The sequence below is a fragment of the Ihubacter massiliensis genome, assembly GCF_024125305.1.
Classification (GTDB): Bacteria; Bacillota; Clostridia; order Peptostreptococcales; family Anaerovoracaceae; genus Hominibacterium; species Hominibacterium faecale.
Window position 1 is genome coordinate 2,692,570 of sequence record NZ_JAMXVH010000001.1, and the last position, 18,498, is coordinate 2,711,067.

20 protein-coding genes are annotated in these 18,498 nt (G+C 48.4%); 6 read left to right on the top strand and 14 right to left on the bottom strand.

The annotated features are described in order from the left end of the window. Positions 1-10: 10 nt before the first annotated feature. The 5 genes from leuC to NIA71_RS12515 all read left to right on the top strand — a co-directional run bounded on the left by leuC (position 11) and on the right by NIA71_RS12515 (position 5,613). Entirely contained in the window at positions 11-1,273 is a 1,263-nt protein-coding gene (leuC, locus tag NIA71_RS12495) for a 3-isopropylmalate dehydratase large subunit (RefSeq protein WP_253020556.1), read from the top strand. A 1-nt stretch (position 1,274) separates the two neighbouring features. Beyond that, entirely contained in the window at positions 1,275-1,754 is a 480-nt protein-coding gene (gene leuD, locus NIA71_RS12500; RefSeq protein ID WP_253020557.1) for a 3-isopropylmalate dehydratase small subunit, read from the top strand. A gap of 808 nt (positions 1,755-2,562) precedes the next feature. Continuing rightward, positions 2,563-3,636: a 3-isopropylmalate dehydrogenase gene (gene leuB / locus NIA71_RS12505; RefSeq protein WP_253021310.1), complete on the top strand. Its 1,074-nt coding sequence runs from the start codon at positions 2,563-2,565 to the stop codon at positions 3,634-3,636. 147 nt (positions 3,637-3,783) lie between these two features. Further along, the gene (locus NIA71_RS12510; RefSeq protein WP_253020558.1) at positions 3,784-4,701 is read left to right on the top strand and encodes an AEC family transporter; all 918 of its coding nucleotides are present in this window, start codon (positions 3,784-3,786) and stop codon (positions 4,699-4,701) included. Between the two features lie 15 nt (positions 4,702-4,716). After that, entirely contained in the window at positions 4,717-5,613 is an 897-nt protein-coding gene (locus NIA71_RS12515) for a DMT family transporter (RefSeq protein ID WP_253020559.1), read from the top strand. Between the two features lie 19 nt (positions 5,614-5,632). On the opposite strand, the gene NIA71_RS12520 is transcribed toward NIA71_RS12515, so the two are convergent. The 11 genes from NIA71_RS12520 to NIA71_RS12570 all read right to left on the bottom strand — a co-directional run bounded on the left by NIA71_RS12520 (position 5,633) and on the right by NIA71_RS12570 (position 16,280). Further along, positions 5,633-6,076: a GNAT family N-acetyltransferase gene (locus NIA71_RS12520; RefSeq protein WP_253020560.1), complete on the bottom strand. Its 444-nt coding sequence runs from the start codon at positions 6,074-6,076 to the stop codon at positions 5,633-5,635. Between the two features lie 2 nt (positions 6,077-6,078). Beyond that, positions 6,079-6,495, bottom strand: coding sequence for a secondary thiamine-phosphate synthase enzyme YjbQ (locus NIA71_RS12525; protein ID WP_253020561.1), 417 nt, complete (start codon positions 6,493-6,495; stop codon positions 6,079-6,081). 89 nt (positions 6,496-6,584) lie between these two features. Then, a complete protein-coding gene (locus tag NIA71_RS12530; protein ID WP_253020562.1) occupies positions 6,585-7,559 on the bottom strand; it encodes an alpha/beta hydrolase in 975 nt (324 codons plus the stop codon). 111 nt (positions 7,560-7,670) lie between these two features. Next, a complete protein-coding gene (locus tag NIA71_RS12535; RefSeq protein ID WP_253020563.1) occupies positions 7,671-9,278 on the bottom strand; it encodes an amidohydrolase in 1,608 nt (535 codons plus the stop codon). A gap of 21 nt (positions 9,279-9,299) precedes the next feature. Beyond that, positions 9,300-9,515: a hypothetical protein gene (locus tag NIA71_RS12540; protein ID WP_148397905.1), complete on the bottom strand. Its 216-nt coding sequence runs from the start codon at positions 9,513-9,515 to the stop codon at positions 9,300-9,302. An 18-nt stretch (positions 9,516-9,533) separates the two neighbouring features. Then, a complete protein-coding gene (locus NIA71_RS12545; RefSeq protein ID WP_253020564.1) occupies positions 9,534-10,979 on the bottom strand; it encodes a sodium:solute symporter family protein in 1,446 nt (481 codons plus the stop codon). Positions 10,980-11,011: 32 nt separating this feature from the next. After that, on the bottom strand, positions 11,012-11,629 hold the full coding sequence (locus NIA71_RS12550) for a hypothetical protein (protein ID WP_253020565.1): 618 nt from the start codon (positions 11,627-11,629) through the stop codon (positions 11,012-11,014). A 51-nt stretch (positions 11,630-11,680) separates the two neighbouring features. Then, positions 11,681-12,910 (bottom strand): saccharopine dehydrogenase family protein, encoded by a 1,230-nt coding sequence (locus tag NIA71_RS12555; RefSeq protein ID WP_253020566.1) that lies wholly within the window; start codon positions 12,908-12,910, stop codon positions 11,681-11,683. Positions 12,911-13,185: 275 nt separating this feature from the next. Then, a complete protein-coding gene (locus tag NIA71_RS12560) occupies positions 13,186-14,664 on the bottom strand; it encodes a sigma-54 interaction domain-containing protein (RefSeq protein WP_253020567.1) in 1,479 nt (492 codons plus the stop codon). A gap of 202 nt (positions 14,665-14,866) precedes the next feature. Continuing rightward, positions 14,867-15,442, bottom strand: coding sequence for a pentapeptide repeat-containing protein (locus NIA71_RS12565; protein ID WP_253020568.1), 576 nt, complete (start codon positions 15,440-15,442; stop codon positions 14,867-14,869). Between the two features lie 13 nt (positions 15,443-15,455). After that, positions 15,456-16,280, bottom strand: coding sequence for a DNA-formamidopyrimidine glycosylase family protein (locus NIA71_RS12570; RefSeq protein WP_148397911.1), 825 nt, complete (start codon positions 16,278-16,280; stop codon positions 15,456-15,458). 320 nt (positions 16,281-16,600) lie between these two features. Between NIA71_RS12570 and NIA71_RS12575 the strand changes: the two genes are divergently transcribed. Continuing rightward, positions 16,601-16,801 carry a hypothetical protein gene (locus tag NIA71_RS12575; RefSeq protein ID WP_148397913.1) on the top strand — a complete coding sequence of 67 codons (201 nt, stop codon included), beginning with the start codon at positions 16,601-16,603 and terminating at the stop codon, positions 16,799-16,801. Between the two features lie 73 nt (positions 16,802-16,874). Here NIA71_RS12575 and NIA71_RS12580 read toward each other — a convergent pair whose 3' ends face one another. Genes NIA71_RS12580 through NIA71_RS12590 form a run of 3 tightly spaced genes read right to left on the bottom strand, consistent with a single transcriptional unit; the run spans position 16,875 to position 18,464 of the window. Next, entirely contained in the window at positions 16,875-17,489 is a 615-nt protein-coding gene (locus NIA71_RS12580; RefSeq protein ID WP_148397914.1) for a hypothetical protein, read from the bottom strand. Beyond that, positions 17,479-17,781: a DUF2089 family protein gene (locus tag NIA71_RS12585; RefSeq protein ID WP_148397915.1), complete on the bottom strand. Its 303-nt coding sequence runs from the start codon at positions 17,779-17,781 to the stop codon at positions 17,479-17,481. Before NIA71_RS12585 ends, NIA71_RS12580 begins: the two co-directional genes overlap by 11 nt. Before the next feature lie 14 nt (positions 17,782-17,795). Then, positions 17,796-18,464: a hypothetical protein gene (locus NIA71_RS12590; RefSeq protein WP_253020569.1), complete on the bottom strand. Its 669-nt coding sequence runs from the start codon at positions 18,462-18,464 to the stop codon at positions 17,796-17,798. Positions 18,465-18,498 lie beyond the last annotated feature (34 nt).

Sequence of the window (18,498 nt, forward strand, 5' to 3'; positions counted from 1 at the left end):
GGAAACAGACATGGGAATGACAATGACACAAAAAATCCTGGCAGCCCACGCCGGTCTGGATCACGTTGTACCCGGCCAATTGATCCGGGCCAACCTGGATATGGTTCTGGCCAACGATATCACCGGTCCCGTTGCCATCAATGAATTTGAAAAAGCCCAGTTCGGAGAAGTCTTTGATAAAAGCAAGGTTTCTCTGATTATGGACCATTTTACACCTAATAAGGACATCAAATCGGCGGAGCAGTGCAAACAGTGCCGGACCTTTGCCAAACGGTTTGACATCGACCATTTTTATGATGTGGGGAACATGGGCATTGAACATGCCCTTCTCCCTGAAAAGGGGTTGGTCGCGGCAGGCGACGCTATCATCGGAGCCGACTCCCACACTTGCACATACGGCGCGCTGGGCGCTTTTTCCACAGGCGTTGGGAGCACCGATCTGGCGGCGGGTATCGCAACAGGTCAGGCATGGTTTAAAATCCCGACAGCTCTGAAATTCCAACTGACCGGTGCTCTGCCTGAAAACGTCAGCGGCAAGGATGTCATTCTTCACATCATCGGCATGATCGGCGTTGACGGCGCTCTCTACAAATCCATGGAATTTACCGGAGAAGGCGTAGCCAGCCTGTCCATGGACGACCGTCTGTGCATTGCCAACATGGCCATCGAAGCTGGAGCCAAGAATGGAATTTTCCCGGTGGATGAAGTTACCGAAGCTTATATGGACGGCCGGGTAAACCGGGAATGGACGAAGTACGAGGCGGACGCCGACGCCCAATACGACGAAACTTACGTGATCGACTTATCGTCCCTCAAGCCTACGGTTTCTTTCCCCCACCTTCCTGAAAACACCAGGACCATTGATCAGGTGGGCGATGTTCCTATTCAGCAGGTTGTGATCGGCTCTTGTACCAACGGAAGGCTGAGCGACATGCGCATCGCGGCTGAAATCTTAAAAGGCCAGCACATTCATCCCGATGTAAGGGCGATCATCATCCCCGCCACCCAGCAGATTTATAAGGACTGCATCAAGCTGGGATATCTGGACATCTTCATCGATGCCGGATGCGTTGTTTCCACCCCAACCTGCGGACCCTGCCTGGGCGGACACATGGGAATTCTGGCGGCAGGCGAGCGGTGCGTCGCCACCACCAACCGCAACTTTGTGGGAAGAATGGGACACACGGAAAGCGAAGTATATCTGGCCAGTCCCGCAGTAGCGGCAGCATCGGCCATCGCCGGAAAGATCAGCGGACCGAAAGGAGGCAAATAGGATGGATGCAAAAGGCAGAGTACATAAATATGGAAATAATGTAGATACAGACGTTATCATTCCCGCAAGACATTTAAACACTCAGGATCACAAAGAACTGGCGTCTCACTGCATGGAAGATATCGACAAGGAGTTCGTCGCCAAAGTAAAGGACGGCGATATCATGGTCGCCGGAGACAACTTCGGCTGCGGCTCTTCCAGAGAGCATGCGCCGATCGCCATTAAGGCCAGCGGCATCAGCTGTGTAATCGCCAACACCTTTGCCCGTATTTTCTACCGCAACGCCATCAATATCGGACTGCCGATCCTGGAATGCGCGGAAGCGAGCAAAAAAATAGAGGATGGGGATGAAGTCAGTGTGGATTTCAACACCGGACTCATCACCAACCTGACAAAGAACGAAACCTACCAGGCCCTGCCATTCCCTGATTTTATCAAGGACATTATGGCAAAAGGCGGCCTGATGAACAGTTTGAAGTGAGAAACAAAAAAGGAATAACGGCTCAGCTTTATGCTTTGCCGTTATTTTTTATTAGGGGAATAGGTTTCTGGGATTGCGGAAAAGAATCAAAAAAATTTCAAGTTTTTACGCTATTTTCAACGGTTGCACCCTCTCGATATCAGCCAGAAGCAGCTAATCCCATCATTTCTCCGGATCCGGCCCCGCAAACCCATAACTTTGCGTAAAAAAGGAAAACTTTCAATATAATTTTCCACATTTAGCTTACGCCTCGAAGGTGTAATTTTTACAGGGCTTTCTTGCTTCAATGCTTCGCAAAACTCGTATAATAAAAAACGTGTGCATGGGAGGCGCAGCTTCCTATGCACACGTTTTATATTTAATCCTTCTACACACTTTAAGACGTTTCTTATGATTACACTGTGGTTTTCTTGACAGAAAACTTATTTTTCAGCGCCGCGATGCAAAATCCGATTCCGATGACTGTCACGGCCATGAGTCCTAACATAAGTTTCATATATGATCTCCTTTCATTGAATACTGAACACACTTTTTTCTTCTATGCTGACGGAATTTTATCCTTGATGGCAGCGCCGCAAAATCCGACGGCAATAATCGCTACTGCAATAGCCCCAACTATAAATTTTTTCATACACCCCATCCTCTCTTTCCTTGTATCACTTTATGATCTAAGTATAACTTCCAATTATTAACGAATCCATCGATTTATCTTACGAATTTCTTACATTTCTGTAAGGGTCGGTAACCGTTGCAAAAAAGGCCCTCACGGTTTATAATTAGGCATGTACATATAAAGATAGGAGATACGATTATGAATTACAAAATAGCAGTCGTCCCCGGAGACGGGATCGGCCCCGAAGTCACCACCCAGGCTCTGAGAGTCCTGGATCGGATCGGAGAAAAATATAACCACCACTTCGAATACACCAAGGTCCTGGCCGGAGGCGCGGCCATCGATGCCACCGGAGGATGCCTTCCTCGGGAAACCGTAGAAGTGTGCAAGGCCAGCGATGCCGTTATGCTGGGAGCTGTTGGAGGGTGGAAATGGGATACCCTTCCCGGAGATGAGCGCCCCGAGCGCGCCCTTTTGGGTCTTAGAAAAGAGCTGGGTCTTTTCGCCAATCTGCGGCCGGCAATTCTCTTCGATGAGCTCAGCCAAGCCTGCCCCCTCAAACCGGAAATCACGGCCGGGGGACTGGATATTGTCGTTGTCCGGGAGCTGACCGGCGGCATCTATTTTGGAGAAAAGGGCGTGAAGGATACGGATTTGGGTCCCGCCGCTTATGACGTGGAGCAGTATGCGGAAGAAGAAGTCCGCAGAATCGCCATCGTCGCCTTTGATATGGCCATGAAACGGAATAAAAAAGTCACCAGCGTGGATAAGGCCAATGTGCTGGAAAGCTCCCGCCTCTGGAGGAGAGTCGTCGCCGAAGTGGCTAAAGACTATCCGGATGTGGAGCTGAACAACTTGTATGTGGACAATGCCGCCATGCAGATGATCCTCAACCCCAAGCAGTTCGACGTCATCGTGACCAGCAATATTTTCGGAGATATTCTTTCTGATGAGGCGAGCCAGATCACCGGCTCCATCGGCATGCTCCCGTCAGCCAGCCTGGCAAAAGGCAACTTTGGCATGTACGAACCGGTACACGGCTCCGCTCCGGATATCGCCGGACAGGATAAAGCTAATCCCATGGCAACCATTCTATCGGCTGCGATGATGCTCCGCTACACCTTCGGCCTTTCCGATGAAGCAAACGATATCGAAGCTGCTGTCAAAAAAGTCCTGGCAGACGGTTATCGGACACCGGATCTGATGGCGAATGGAGGAAAGCAGATGGGTACGCAGGAAGCCGGAGATCGGATTCTGGCAGCCATCTAAGATGCGCCTTTTATAGAACGAAAAAACGAGCCTGCCGGCGGCAAAACGGAAGGCTTGTTTTTTTGTGTGCTTTCCTTTGACTTCCTGATTTTGGGGCTATATAATGGATGCTGTACAATCTGGAAATATTGAGAAAGGAGCTGGAAAATGGGAAATGCGCTCATACAGATGCTGGACCTGCAGGGCATGCTGTTTATTTTCATCATCATCGGCATGGTGACAGGCAAGAAAAAGCTGGTCACGCCGGAAGGCCGGCGATGTCTGACCAATCTGGTCCTTTATGTGATTTTGCCATGCAACATCGTAAAGTCCTTTATCATAGAATTTTCCTATCGGATGCTCCTCAACTTTGCGATTATCCTTTTGATCGCGGCCGGCGTTCAGATTTTTTGTCTGCTTCTCAGCCGCTTTCTGTTCAACCGGCTGGAGGAAGATGCCAAGCATATTTTCCAATATGCCACAGTCTGCTCCAACTCGGGATTCATGGGTTACCCCATGGCGGAAAGCATTTACGGCCTGACTGGTTTATCCTATGCCGCTATTTATCTGATTCCTTTGCGGATCGTCATGTGGTCGGCCGGACTCTCTTATTTTGCCAGAGCCAAAAACCGCCGGGCGATGATCCTCAAAGTGGGGCTCCACCCCTGTATGATCGCTGTCTATATCGGTCTTTTGATTATGTTCCTGCAGGTTCCCCTGCCCGTCCTCATCACGGACACACTGGACAAACTGGGCGGCTGCTGCACCGCCATGTCCATGCTGGTGGTAGGCATGCTGCTGATGGACGTGGAATGGAAAACCATGGTTTCCATTCCCAACCTGCTTTTCTGCGGCCTGCGGCTCGTTCTCATTCCCGGAGTTGTCTTTCTTGTGTGCAAAGGACTCCAGATCGATCCGCTGATCACCGGCGTTTCGGTCATACTATCGGGAATGCCGGCCGGCACGACCACCGCTCTTTTGGCCGCCCAATACCACGGGGATGCGGAGCTGGCTTCCAAGGTGGTTGTTTTATCAACGCTGTTATCATTGTTCACCATCACCGGATGGTGCTTTCTATTACAATAACGTTACGGAGGAAACATGGAAACGAAAAATGCGCAAAAAAAAGCGATGTTCCTCATGGCGCTGTGCGCATGCCTTTGGAGCATCAGTGGTATCTTTATTAAATGGATTTCCTGGAGTCCATTTCTCATCGCAGGCGGCCGGAGTTTGATATCTGCGATGGTCCTGGGCCTGTATATGTACATAGCCAAGATTCCTGTCAAGGTCTGCGGCTTTTCCGCAGGGGCGGGTGTCAGCCTGGCAATTTCTTTTATGTGCTTCGTATCGGCCAACAAGCTGACTACCGCTGCCAATGCCATCGTTTTACAATATACGGCACCCATCTTCATTTTGATCATTTCCGTGCTATTTCTGCACCAAAAAATCAAACGGCGGGAGATCGTAGTCGTGATCATTACTGCCGCCGGTATTGTGCTGTTCTTCCTGGACCAGCTTTCGCCGGGGAACATCGCCGGCAACATCCTGGGTATCCTGGCCGGCCTGTTTTTGTCGATCATGTTCGTACTGGTGGGACAGGGCGGCGATGACGATTCCATCCGCATGAGTGGAATTCTCTTCGCCCACATCCTCACCGCAGCCGCAGGCATTCCCGTCGGAGCATACTTTACTTCATCCATCGCTCCGTCTGAGATTTGGTTCGTGATAATTCTGGGAGTCTTTCAGCTGGGAATCCCCTATGTGCTGTATGCCATCGCTGCCAAGGACTGTTCGCCGCTGGCCTGCTCCCTCATCGGCATGCTGGAGCCGCTGCTGAATCCGGTTTGGGTCTTCCTTTTTGACGGAGAAAGGCCAGGATTCTTTGCGTTTATCGGCGGCATGATCGTCATTGCTGCGGTTACCATCTGGTGCATTGCTGAAAACAAAAGCCAGCAGGCAGAATCGGCCGCCGCGCCAGACGAAACAAGACACGGGTAGAAAACGGGCCGCCCTTCGCTTATACTCGATATTCCATATCAATATGAGGAATGCCGTCCTCCAGATAGCTCTCCGAAATGGGCAGAAAGCCCACGGACTCGTAAAATTTGGTCAGGTGCTGCTGAGCAGAGATTTTAACCTGCTTTTCGTATAGGTATTCGTTTATAAACAGCAAGGCTTTGTTCATCATATGCCTGGCCAATCCGATGCCGCGGTAATCTGGATCGACCGCCACTCTGCCGATGGCGATGGCATCGAAGGTCTGCCCCTTTTCCAGAATCCTCAGATACCCCACAATGTGATTGTTCTGTTCGACGAACAGGTGGTGGGCATGGCGGTCCTTGCCGTCACAGTCCGGATAAGCGCACTTCTGTTCTACCACAAATACATCGGAACGCAGCTTTAAAATCTGATAAAGTTCCTCCGTACTCAACTCATGAAACTTCTTGATTACGATTTTCATTCTTATTCCCCGATTATCTTAATCAACACTCGTTTATCCCGTTTGCCGTCAAATTCGAAATAAAAGATTTGTTCCCAGGTACCAAAATCCAGCTGGCCGTCGGTAACCGCCACCACGGTTTCTCTTCCCATAATGGTCCTCTTCAGATGGGCGTCAGCATTATCCTCATATCCGTTGTGCTGATACTGGCTGTACGGTTTTTCCGGCGCCAGACCTTCCAGCCAGGTCTCGTAGTCCTGATGCAGTCCGCTTTCATCATCGTTGATAAAAACAGATGCGGTAATGTTCATGGCATTGACCAGCACCAGTCCTTCCAGGATTCCGCTGTCATCAATGGCTTTCTGCACGTCTTTTGTAATATTCACCAAGCCTCTTCTGGAAGGCAAACGAAAATGCAGTACCTTTCTAAATGATTTCATCCTTATTCTCCTCTCCATTTTTTATATTATAAGCATCGGCGAAGCCGACTTTGTTCCATTATATATAGTCTGGGGAAAAATTTCCACCGTTAACTTGCCTGCCTGCTGCCGTGCTTTTCAATGAAGGTCATCATCGTGTCTTCATAAAGCTTTGGATCGTCCAAATAGATGTCCGTATGCTTGCTGTCATCCACGGTCAACAACTGTTTTTCATTCTTTTTCATTGCCTGATACAAAGAAACGCCCATATGATACGGGGTCACTTTATCCACCCGACTGTTGAAAATCAGCACCGGCACTGTGGTATTGCGCACGTAATCCCGCACGTCCCCTTCCTCATATCCATATCCCAATCGCAGCTGCGTTGCCAGGTCGCCCATATCCAGCTTGAATTCCATGGGCAGCCAAGTGGTTTGCCTTACGAGAAAGCCGATGATCTCCCGCATGTTGCTGACCGGGCAGTCGAGGACGGCGAAATCAAGCTTTTGTTCCGCATCACTCGTTCCCAGGTAAAACCCGATGGTGGCTCCTCCGATGGAGGACCCCCATCCGCCCACTTGAATTTCCGGGCCGGCCTGCGCTCTTACATAATCAACGCAGTCCTTAAAGTCTTTGCTTTCCCAGTAGCCGCAGGTCATGTACTGGGCCTGGTTTTCTCCCGAATCCCGTTGATCGTAGGTGAGGATGTTATAGCCGTGCTTCATGAGCATGGCCGCCACCGGATATCCGGTCAAGCGGTTGCCGTTGAGTCCATGGGCCATTACCACGGTCTTTCGCTCTTTTTTGCCGTCAATGGTCAAATAGTTGGCGGGAATGTGGTGGTCATCAAAGGTTGACGGGATCTCTACTTGTTCCACATGGCAGCCGGCTTCGAAACGATCCACGTCAAAGCCGTGCTTTTCCAGGGATTCTTTCTTGCACGCTAAAGGCCGCCTCTCCTGATTGACTGCGTGGACGGAGGCGTTATATACATAGATTCCGGTTGCCCCGCAAACGGAAACTGCCAGGACAACTGCGCAAATAATTACGATGCCTGTGATTTTTAAAGCTCTCTTGTTCTTCATACCTATATGGTATACGCCTTTTCTTCCGCTGTCAAATGGAGTGTATTGGTTTGCAATACTGAAAAAGAGGCTGCTGCCTTGAAACAACAACCTCTTCATTACTGATTTCTATCATTCAGCATAGACAATGGATCCATTCATAACGGTCATCAGCACCTTCATACGGAACATGGTTTCACACTCCTCCGCACAGTCGAACAGATTTTTGTCAATGATCGCCAGATCGGCCAGTTTGCCCTTTTCCAGCGTTCCCAGCTCTGTCTCGCGGCCAGCCGCATATGCGCCTCCATAGGTATAGGCCCTTAGCGCTTCGTGAATGGTCACTTTTTCCCATGGGTTCCAGCCGCCTTCCGGTTCAAGTTCATTGGTCAGACGTGTGACAGCTCTGAAGATTCCCCGGAAGGGTGAAATGTCGACCACCGGCGAATCTGTACCAAAAGCCAGCCTGCCGCCCGTTCTCCTTATGGATTCGAAAGGCCACGAATACTTCATCCGCTCCTCACCGAGGATCCTGTGAAACGGGTGCTCCGAAAATTTGTATTTGGGCATGTGCTCCGGCTGTACGGAAGCGATCACTCCCAGCCTTCCAAACCTGGGAATATCCTGTCTGGACATGGATTCCAGATGCTCGATGCAATGGCGCAGACCGTTGGGCCCGTTTTGCCTTCGCGCATCCTCAATCGCATCCAGACAAAGTCTTGCCCCCGCATCGCCGCAAGCGTGAACCCTGGTCTGGATTCCAGCGGCATCAAACTGGCATACCTGCCTCTTGAACAGGCTCGGTTCGATCATCGGTCCGCTTCGATTTCCCGGATCGTCCCAATAGTCCTCCAGCATGTATCCGGTATAGCCCTGCGGCGTCCCATCGATAAACGCTTTGACTCCACTGCATTGCAGCTTTCTACTGTTATATATCTTCTTTTTTTCCAGAATCGTCTCCACACCTTCATCGAAGGGAAGAGAAAAATGTATCCTGGCCGTAAGCAGACCCCTATCCTCCAGGAGTTTATAGGCAGTCTCCCGCATCGGCGCCCCGCCGGCCACATCTCCCAGGGAAGTGATGCCATATTGATTCGCCTTATCGATAAACGTTTTGCTGTAGGCGGCGACTTCCTCATCGCTTATGGATTGAAAGATTTTCTCCTGCATTTTAATAGCAGCCATTTCGTGAATATATCCGCTGGGCTCTCCATTTTCCAGACGGCCGTATTCTCCGTTCTCAGGGTCCGGCGTATCTCCGGTAATATGAAATCTTCTCAGGGCTTCCGAATTCACCCATGCTCCATGACATTCTTTATTCAGCAGAAACACTGGTCTGTCCGGGAAATAACGGTCTAAGGATTCTTTGGTCGGCAGTTTTTGTCCGGGCCACAGGAGGGGATCCCATGCCCCTCCCATAATCCAGCTTTTCTCTTTTCTGTCTTTATGCAGCTCCCACAGATAAGCGGCTGCCTCTTCCTCTGAGCTTGTGTAGCGCAAAATTCCGTCTTTTTCCAAAAGCCCTGAGTTTACAATGTGCACATGGTAATCGTTAAACCCGGGCATAAGGAAGTGTTCTGAAACATCGATCACTTTCGTGCTTCCGGACAGGAATGCTCCCGCCTCCTTCTCCGGTCCGACAAATTCTATTTTCTCATTTTCTATGATAACATAGCCATCGATCAGCTCAGGTGACACAGCAGTATATATGTGTTTGCACCGGAATGCTTTTCTATTCATAATTATACCTTGCCTTTTCTGCTACTTCTCCTCTTCCTCCACTTTGAAGACTCCGCGTTTTACTTCAACCAGATATAGGATCCCTGTGATCGGTCCGAACAGGACAGCCGCGCATCCTAAAAACACAGGCAGGATCTGATCGGAATAATTTGCAACCAGCGCTCCCACGATGCAGGTCACGATGACGGTCAACAAGGCCCATATGTAAGCCAGCTTTTGTTTTTTCTTATCGTCCATGATTTCTATCCTCCTCACTTATGCCGCTATTTTCTTGGCATCCTCTTTTTTGTACGTCAGCTTTGCAACGATTACATAAACCAGAGCGCTGAAAATGATGCAAGCCAGATTGGTTGGAACACCGCCCGGACATTCAAGAACAAACTGCCATACCGCGTACATTACGATTGTCAGCAAAAGGCTCCAGAATCCGGCGGCAGCAGTCTTACGTCTGTAGAACAGACCGAACATCAGCGGTACGATGAATGCCGCAACCTGGAAACCGCCGCAATAGTAGTAGGCTTTTGAAATTCCGTCCTGCCAGAAATAAGTCGCAATGATCATGGCAATGCCGACGCACCAGATTACGATACGGGTTCCTTTTACTTCCGCTTTGTCTCCCAGTTCCGGTTTGATGAATCCCTTGAATATATCGTGCACCACTACGGCTCCGCAGATCAGATAATCGGCGCTTACCGTAGACATGACCGCCGACAATACAGCTGCAACAAAGAGTCCCCGAAGTCCGATGGGCAGGGTCGTGAACACGATTCCCCAGAAAGCCTCCGAGGGAGAAGCTGCTGCAACCTCCGGATATTCTACTAGTGCCGCCATCCCTGCCAAAACCATGATTGTGCTGAAAAAAATTCCAAACAGCATAATGCAGGAATAGGACACCTTTATATCTCCCCCTGATTTGGAAGACCCGAATCTCTGGTATGACTGAGAGTTTGCATACATCGCCAATGCTCCGATGGCCCAGGACAAAATCTCCATCATATTGTTGCCTCCGGAGATGGTGATCAGGTTTGGATTGATGGCTCCCGCCTGTTCAAACAAAGTGGCGAACCCTCCGAAGTGGCTGTACATTCCCAGGCACAGCACGCCTGCCGCCACAGACATGACGATGAACTGCATCATATCTGTAACAGCCAGGCCCCAAAGCCCGGAAAGCGACGTGTAAAAAATAATGATTACGCCCAGGATCCCAAAGGCTACCCACATATTGATTCCTGTCACATAGGCGATCACCTGGCCGCCTGCTGTCAGCAGCGCCGCTTCGTATAAAAATGGAGGCAGCATTCCGATCGCCATAATCAGTTTTGTCTTTTTGCTGTACATATAGGCCATCAAATCGGGCATCGTGATAACCCAATCAGGCATCTTATCCCTTACGAAAGGCCCAATCCACAATGCCAGCGGCAGTCTCAGTATGGTATTGGGAATAACATAGATAAACAGAATGCAAATTCCCATGGTAGTTCCGCATTCCGCAAGACCGACAATGGACCAGGAGTCGATCCAGCTTGCGGCGCCCACACCGATCAGCACGGGAATTGTCAGCCTTCTTGAAGCCACGAAAAAGCTCTTCATATTTTTACTGGCCCGTTTGCGCATGACCAGCCCTACTGTGATAATTAAAAGGAAATAAACTACGATAATTCCCCAGTCCAGCCCAGACCATATCTTTGTAAAATCAATCATTTTCTTTCTCCTCCTGTGACAGCAAAATGAAATCAGAAATTGTTTTCTACTCTGTATTTGAGGCCCAGAATGTGTTCGCTCTCAACGCCAAAGTCGTCCAGATAGGCATACCTCTTATTTACGGCGCCGTTTTTGTATACGATTTGAAGCTCTACCGCCGGTCTGAAAAAATACTGCTGTTTCTTCAGCTCTAGTTGTCCCGGTCTGCCATAGAAGCGTTTCATAATTTTGTCCTGAATGTATTCTTCTGTCTGCTCCTGCATTTGCTGTTGAGATATTCCCGCCGGCAGCGCCGTCCGCTTCAGCGAACCGGCGATCTTCTTTGTCAGCTTGAGGCCGCCGCTCTCATAAACATCGTATTGGAAGGGATGGGCTTCGTTCAGGTCGAATATCACGCCTGCGTCTCCCACTTTTTCCAGGCCGTTTTTCCGAAACAGAATGCCTCTTTCCGCATGAAAATGATAGACCAGATAACAATATGGTACGTAGACATCCTTCCGGGCATTGACTTCAAACTTTACGATGGGCTTTCCGAAAAAACTGCCGTGCAGAAGGCGTAGTTTTTTCTCCACAGCTTCTTCACGATCCTGCGTTATGGGTGTGTACCAAACTTTCCCCAGTTGTTCTCGTTTTTCTAACCGTTTTACCATATCATCACCTGGTTCATCCTTTCTATTTCATTCCGATTCCTTCTGTTTTCGTTATCCCTCTATGCACACTTCTTTCCAGTTGTATGGGTATCCCGTTTCCATCATTCTCTTAAGGAAAGCGTCCGGATCCAACTGATCCGCAAAGATAATGCCTTTCTCAAGAGGCTGCGTTCCAATCATAATTGTACCGATGGCCAGGGGAAGGGCAACATATACCAAAGCTGTTCCAAAGAGTTTTTTCAATTCAGGCCCCGGCGCATTCATCTTTGGACAATTGGCCTTGTATGTGACTTTTTTTCCGTTCTTTTGGCCAGATACTTCTACGATCAGTTCGATAAACGCAGTCTCATCGGCCTTTTTCAGCTCTTCGTCCGTAGCGCCGAAGATATTGTTTTGCGGCGGCGGTACCATGGCAGCGATCACATCGATGGGCGCTACTTCCTGATCCCCTACTTTCACTTTTTCCTGGGAGCAAAGTCCCGAAGCGTAAAAAATTGCCGGCTGGTACATCAGATAATATTTGAAATCCAGATTCTTTACGCCGGCAAAGGTGGTCGGCATACTATAGATCTCTTCGTGGGAATGATGGGTAACAGGAAGACTCCCAACTGGTTCTGGGAAATCGCACATTTCCATTCCGCCGAAAGGCTCGTATCGGACAAATTTTCCTTCTTCCAGGGCATAGGTCGGGCTTGCGCAATCCACCAGCGCCTGCTTTGGCGACCATCCCGGATTCCAGGGGCGCAGCACCCAGTCGTAAGCGCCTTCCCCCGGCAGGACATTGGCCTTGCCGACCCGCATCTTAATGCTGTCCACCTGGTCCATTTTGTTGGCAAATCTTCTCGCTAAAACATTGGTCATTCCCGGGGCGAACCCGCAGCCAAAGAGCGCGGTCAGCCCGGCGTCTTTAAATTCTTTGCAGAGGGTCAGTTCCTCCACGTCTTTTCCTTCCAGAAATTCATCCCAATAGGGATCGTCAAAGGCCGTGTTGATATAGTTCGCCTTTGCCTTCAGCGCGCCTTTCATCACATAGGTGACCATCCATGGCATTACCATATCTACGACCACATCTACACCCTCGGCAGCTTTCGCCACATCTTCCGGATCAGTCGCATTGACGGATCCCGTCTTTACTTTGGGGCTGTTGATTTCTTTTGCAACAGCGAGGGCAGTCTCTTCTTTTAAGTCTACCAGTCGTATTTCCTCGATCTCACTTTGTCTTGCCAAAATCGATGCGCACGCACCGCCCTGACCTCCGGCACCAACAATCAATACTTTCATTTCGTTCCTCCTCATTATGTGAAAATGTTTGTATCGCGATGCCTCTATAAATCGCAAATCCCGTGCCACAAGTTAAGAAGGTTTAAATATCAACGTTTTTCCGATCAATAAGTTTTCAAAATCTTCACTTTATCTAATTTTTCTGAAAAATTTCATTATTTAATTTCTATTTGGAAACTCAGTGCCTCAATTTCCTGTCCAATGTCCCTTAATCGCTTTCTTTTTTATGTTTCCAGATAGAAACTATCGGTTTCCGATTGGAAACCGATAGCCTTTCAAAATGATAAACCATGTTTTTTAAATTTCTTGGAAACGGTTGATTTGCTGACTTTTAAAAGCTTTGCCACTTCACTTCCTGTCCCAGCCCTCTTCATAGTGGATTGCAGTAGGCTTTTTTCGAAATTCTCTACTTGCTGGGTAAGTGATAGGCTTTCATCCGGCTGCAGCTCTTCATTTACACTGCCGCCCACTTGCCTGGCAGCTTGTTTTTCCGTAATCTCTTCACCTTCCAAGATGATAATCAGGCGCTCGATCACATTTTTCAATTCACGGACATTCCCCGGCCAGTCATAATCGGTGAATACTTCAATTGCTTTTTGCGAAATGCCAATTTTGGTTTTATACTTCCGATTGTAACTGTCGAGGAACCAGTCGATAAGCTCCGCCACATCCTCCCTGCGCTCTCTGAGCGGCGGAATTATCAGAGGAATCACATTTAATCGATAGTACAAATCTTCTCTGAATTTGCCTTCCTTTACAGCCTCCTGCAAATTTACATTGGTAGCGGCTATGATTCTCACATCGATGGGCACCCGTTTTCTGCCGCCGATGCGCATGATTTCTTTCTCCTGAATAACTCGCAGCAGGTTGGATTGCAGGTGAAGCGGTAATTCCCCAATTTCATCCAGAAGCAATGTGCCCTTGTCCGCCACTTCGAAGAGGCCCTTTTTTCCACTTTTCTCTGCCCCGGTAAAGGTTCCTTTTTCATAGCCGAATAATTCGGATTCGATTAGATTCTCAGGAATGGCCGCACAGTTGATTTTGACAAAGGGACCTTCGCTGCGCAGGCTGTTTTTGTAGATCAGATCGGTCAGTTTTTCTTTTCCTGTCCCCGATTCACCTTGGATCAAGATGGTCACATCCTGCTTTGCCACTCTCACAGCCGAATCGACCAAGTTTTTCATCTTCTTGCTTTTATAGATCAGCGCGTCTCCGTCCAGGTTCTTTTTCCGATAATACTCCAGGCGGGACTCGTATTGTTCGGCCGTTTCCTCCATTTGTCTGAGTTTTTCCTGCATCTCCTGCAGCTGTGAGATATCACGATCAGTTGCGACAATCCTCACCAATTCTCCATTATCAAAATAGGGAATTGCTGTGGTCAGTACTTCTTTGCCTTCCACCATCTGAACTTTGCTTATCATTTTTCTATATTTGATCACTTCCAGACAGATTGATTCGCTCCAGTATCCCTCTTCAACCATTTCCCTTACGTTCTTGCCGATGATATCAGGGGGAAGTTCTTCCACATATTTTGCCGATGCCTGATTGACCATCAGAGTGTAGCCTTGTCCGTCTGTTATGTAAATGCCATCGTAAATACAGTCGATAATCGATTGCAGTTCCTTTTCCGAACATTTCATCAAGAGCTCTTTGGGCAGCGCTTTAATCAGTTTTTCCTCTTCAAAATAAAGCTCTGCGTCCGTTTCCTGTTTTACCAGTTTTCTGTTTACGCCGATCAGTTTTGTTCCCTGCATGCCGCACGCCTCCTTTAAAATAGATTAATGTTTATTGTATAATAGCTTGAAGATTCCGTCAATTTGATTAAAATGCCGTCATACAGGAAAAAGGCCCCGCTTTACTGCGGGGCTGGTGATAATCACATTTTTTCACAAAGTCATGGGTTGGTTTGCAGGGCCTCATCCTGAAAAAATGATCCCCTGGCTTCTGAGAAGCCAATCACTCCACAATAATTCCAGTTGCGGAAAGCAGGCGAATGGCATCCGGAAAGGTAAACTTCGCTTTTTTCAGCTGATTATTCTCCAGGGAAATCAGATAATCCTGGGCATCGCGAAAATCAGCTCCGGTCAGGTTGTTCTGCTGAAAGCTGACATCCTTCAGCCCGGCGCGCCGAAACGAGCTGTCCTTCAAATCGCACTGCTGAAAGGAACTGCCGATCAAATCACAATCATCGAACCGGAACTTCTTCATCTTGAATCCCACGAATAAATTGTGTTTCAGGGTACATGCTTCAAAAGCCGAGAAAGGAAGCATAATATTATTTTCCTTTTCCACTTCATTCCAGGCCATGCCAATCACCGAGCAGCCTTCAAAACGGTTGTCCGTAGCATCGGTAAATTTAAAATCGTTGTTTAAAATCGTGCAGCTCTGGAACGTACAGCTTTTGAAGGAACAATGCCGAATCTCCATCTCCAGGAACCTGCACTCCTTAAAGATGCAGTCGGTAAAAATGCAGTCTTCCACAAGGCCGCCTTCATATTGCAGTTTTTCAAATTCTTCATACTCATACAGCATCCGCTTCATCCCCTCACTTTAATGACTGGCATACCGGGCAGTAATAGACGTTTCCTCCCAGATAGGCCTTTCTTTCAATGGCGCTGCCGCAGACCGGGCAGGGTTCTTTCCAAGTTTTGCTGGAAAGAATCGATTTATAGCCTCCGGGATTTCCAAATAAATCCTTCTCCGTATTCCTGCCGCCTTTTTCCGCCATCTCCGCCAGAGTTTCCTTTATACTTTCAAAAATCCGCCGCCGCTTTTCTTCCAAGTCACACAGCTTGCTTTTGGGGTTTACACCTGCACGGAACAAAATATCCTGCAAGACACCGTTTCCCAGACCGGGAATGCGTTGCTCCGTAGCCAGGAGCCCTTTGATGCTGAGGATCTGTTTGGCCTCATCCCATATTGAGCAGAAATGATAAAAATCAAAAGCTTCCGTCAATGGAGACGGCTTTGATTTTGCCACTGAATAATACATATCATCATTCTCATCCTCTTTGAATAAATGGATCCCGCCGTACATCTGAACACTGCATGTCAATGCTGTTTTGTCTGTGAATTCGATAAACAGCTGATGCTTTTCCGGCTTTTTTTCATCTGCTTGAAAAAATCGCAGATTTGTGCCGTCGTTGAAGGTCAGACACAGATCGCCAATATGAAGCTGTACGATGCCTGCGAGGGCTTGGGCTTCATGGACTGTCTGGCCCTCCAGCTTGCTGGGATAGTCTTGCGGATCCCCTGTGAAAAAAGCGAATTTGTGGGGCGACTTTGCCGCATTTACAGTCTCGATGCCTTTTCCGCGGATGGTCTGGTTGAGCTGCTTTGCCAGCGTGCTGCTTTCTGGAATTTCAATCATGTATCCGATCCTCCTATATTCGTTGTCACAATTATCACACGTTTGTGCCGGCAGGTCAATATGCACCAGCGATTCGCTGCAAATTCATGCCGGAGCGTATGGCGGCATTGCACCAAAGCATTTGTCGTAAGCAGACCCAGCGCCGTATTTTGCTCTCCTCCGTGCGAGAACAAGCACAATGTTTACAATCGTAGGGCGAAGATGGCCAATCTGAATGAAACCCTATGGATGGAAATTATGGTGTATGGTACAATGTAGATGCATCTATTCCATCTTTGAAACAGACAGAATTGAACTAGGAAATGGGAGGAGAAAATATTATGAACAAGAAAACAACCGTGACTTTATACTATTTAGCTTCGGTGTTATTTTACATAGTCGCTATTACTAAGTTTATCAATTCGGGCTTTTCATCCGGCGTAATTTGGCTGTGCTTAGGTTCTGCTTGCCTTTGCTTTGGAGCAAGTGCCCAGAGTAAGAATAAGAGGTCTGATGATGAAGATACTTCCAATAAGAAGTAATCGACCAAATGGATAAATTCCATTTGATCGGTGGGATCGCAAATCCAGCCAGTCGGCGGACCGCACAAAACATTTAAAGCCCCTCCACCTGCAGCTTTTTCAGCTCCGCTTTCCGCCTCCTGGCCCGCACCACCAGGCGTCCGATCACATAAACCGGAATCATGGGAACGACCACCCATAAGACACTGGCAACCCAGGAGCTCGTCGTACTTACATAAAGTCCGTCGCCAAGGGGAATCATATCTTTCTCAATTGCATCCCCGGCGGGAAAACCGGTCAGCTTGCTCCCATCCAGCATCCTGTCGATCGTTTCCTGGTAGATGGCCCTGTCGCTTTCGCTCTCCAGCCTGCCGCTTTTGTCAAAGGATAAATAGACCTCATCGATCAAGGTTCCCCTTTTGTCGCGAACCTGCAGATCAGAGAAGTCCACCAGTTCTCCCTTTTTATCATAACGAAGGCTGATCGCAAACTGATTGCCGCCGTCCTCTGCGGTAAGTTTTTTTACGGTATAGGAGCTGGATGCCTCTAACAAGCTTAAATTCAGGCAGATCACAATAGCCGCTGCCGCCGCCATCGGGATCAAACCCCACCATTTGTTCCTGCGGGTGGAAAGCAGAAGTTCCAGGCCTAAAAGCACAATAATGAAAACAAGAAAGATCAGAAACCATATCATGGCATTACGCTCCATCCTGCCGCTCCTTTCTATACTCATTGATAATCAACTTGGCCGTTTCAAAGTCCAGCTTATCGTTTAAGGCCAGTTTCTTGATGAAATCCACATAAGGTTCCGGGCCTTTTTCCTCTTCCATCTGAATTTTTTGGATCAGCCGGTCCAGACGCAGCCTGACTGTGGGATATGTGACTTCATATTGGCGGGCCATATCCTTCAAAGACCCTGAGGATAAAACAAACCGTTTAATAAACGTAACGTCCTCTTCTTCCAAACCCGCCATCCATTCCGGTACCAGTTCAATGGTCATAATTGATTTCCTCCTTATAGATCCTGTATTTTCGTGCTGTCCAGCCCAGAGGCTCTTTTTCGTTTTTCCCTGATCTTACCGGCCAGATAAATGGCAAGCAGGACCAATGTGAGAAGGTTATGAATCAGAAAATTCCTTGGAAACAGGCTTTTGTCAAAATACGTAATTTCACTGTCATAGCCTTCTCTGATCTTGTTCAGCTCATCGATGGCGGCTGATTTGCCGATCATTGTATTGCCCGCCCACTCTGCTTTCAGCGCGTCGTTAACAGCCGTTTCATATTGTAAAGCCTCTTTGCCGCCGATCATTCGGTGCTGCCGGTCGAATTCCATATCCATATATTTGATGGTCCCGCCTTCCTTGACGGCCAGTTTGCCGAAGCCCTGGATCTGGTCTTGTTCATCCTGGACGACCTGGAATTTTCCCACAGCGTCCTCAAAGTTCTCGGGATCCTTATAAATGTAAATTTCACTGCGGGCTGCTGGAGACCTATGTTCGGTTACCACACTGAAAAACACACTGCTTCCGGTTCCAAGGACCAGTGCCGCCGCAATTAAAACGACCGCAGTTTTTTTCTTTCTCTTAACCAGCTGGACCTCTGCCGCAATAGCGGCGATAATCAGGCAAAGGCCGGTGAACACCGATAGGGCTGATATATAGCCGATCCATATAAATGAAGTCATACACACGTCCCTCCTTTAATAATTTTAAAATAAC

Coding starts and splice junctions, on each gene's coding strand:
- leuC (WP_253020556.1), top strand. CDS start 11: ATGGGAATGACAATGACACAAAAAATCCTGGCAGCCCACGCCGGTCTG.
- leuD (WP_253020557.1), top strand. CDS start 1,275: ATGGATGCAAAAGGCAGAGTACATAAATATGGAAATAATGTAGATACA.
- NIA71_RS12510 (WP_253020558.1), top strand. CDS start 3,784: ATGGGAAATGCGCTCATACAGATGCTGGACCTGCAGGGCATGCTGTTT.
- NIA71_RS12515 (WP_253020559.1), top strand. CDS start 4,717: ATGGAAACGAAAAATGCGCAAAAAAAAGCGATGTTCCTCATGGCGCTG.
- NIA71_RS12520 (WP_253020560.1), bottom strand. CDS start 6,076: ATGAAAATCGTAATCAAGAAGTTTCATGAGTTGAGTACGGAGGAACTT.
- NIA71_RS12525 (WP_253020561.1), bottom strand. CDS start 6,495: ATGAAATCATTTAGAAAGGTACTGCATTTTCGTTTGCCTTCCAGAAGA.
- NIA71_RS12530 (WP_253020562.1), bottom strand. CDS start 7,559: ATGAAGAACAAGAGAGCTTTAAAAATCACAGGCATCGTAATTATTTGC.
- NIA71_RS12535 (WP_253020563.1), bottom strand. CDS start 9,278: ATGAATAGAAAAGCATTCCGGTGCAAACACATATATACTGCTGTGTCA.
- NIA71_RS12540 (WP_148397905.1), bottom strand. CDS start 9,515: ATGGACGATAAGAAAAAACAAAAGCTGGCTTACATATGGGCCTTGTTG.
- NIA71_RS12545 (WP_253020564.1), bottom strand. CDS start 10,979: ATGATTGATTTTACAAAGATATGGTCTGGGCTGGACTGGGGAATTATC.
- NIA71_RS12550 (WP_253020565.1), bottom strand. CDS start 11,629: ATGGTAAAACGGTTAGAAAAACGAGAACAACTGGGGAAAGTTTGGTAC.
- NIA71_RS12555 (WP_253020566.1), bottom strand. CDS start 12,910: ATGAAAGTATTGATTGTTGGTGCCGGAGGTCAGGGCGGTGCGTGCGCA.
- NIA71_RS12560 (WP_253020567.1), bottom strand. CDS start 14,664: ATGCAGGGAACAAAACTGATCGGCGTAAACAGAAAACTGGTAAAACAG.
- NIA71_RS12565 (WP_253020568.1), bottom strand. CDS start 15,442: ATGCTGTATGAGTATGAAGAATTTGAAAAACTGCAATATGAAGGCGGC.
- NIA71_RS12570 (WP_148397911.1), bottom strand. CDS start 16,280: ATGATTGAAATTCCAGAAAGCAGCACGCTGGCAAAGCAGCTCAACCAG.
- NIA71_RS12575 (WP_148397913.1), top strand. CDS start 16,601: ATGAACAAGAAAACAACCGTGACTTTATACTATTTAGCTTCGGTGTTA.
- NIA71_RS12580 (WP_148397914.1), bottom strand. CDS start 17,489: ATGGAGCGTAATGCCATGATATGGTTTCTGATCTTTCTTGTTTTCATT.
- NIA71_RS12585 (WP_148397915.1), bottom strand. CDS start 17,781: ATGACCATTGAACTGGTACCGGAATGGATGGCGGGTTTGGAAGAAGAG.
- NIA71_RS12590 (WP_253020569.1), bottom strand. CDS start 18,464: ATGACTTCATTTATATGGATCGGCTATATATCAGCCCTATCGGTGTTC.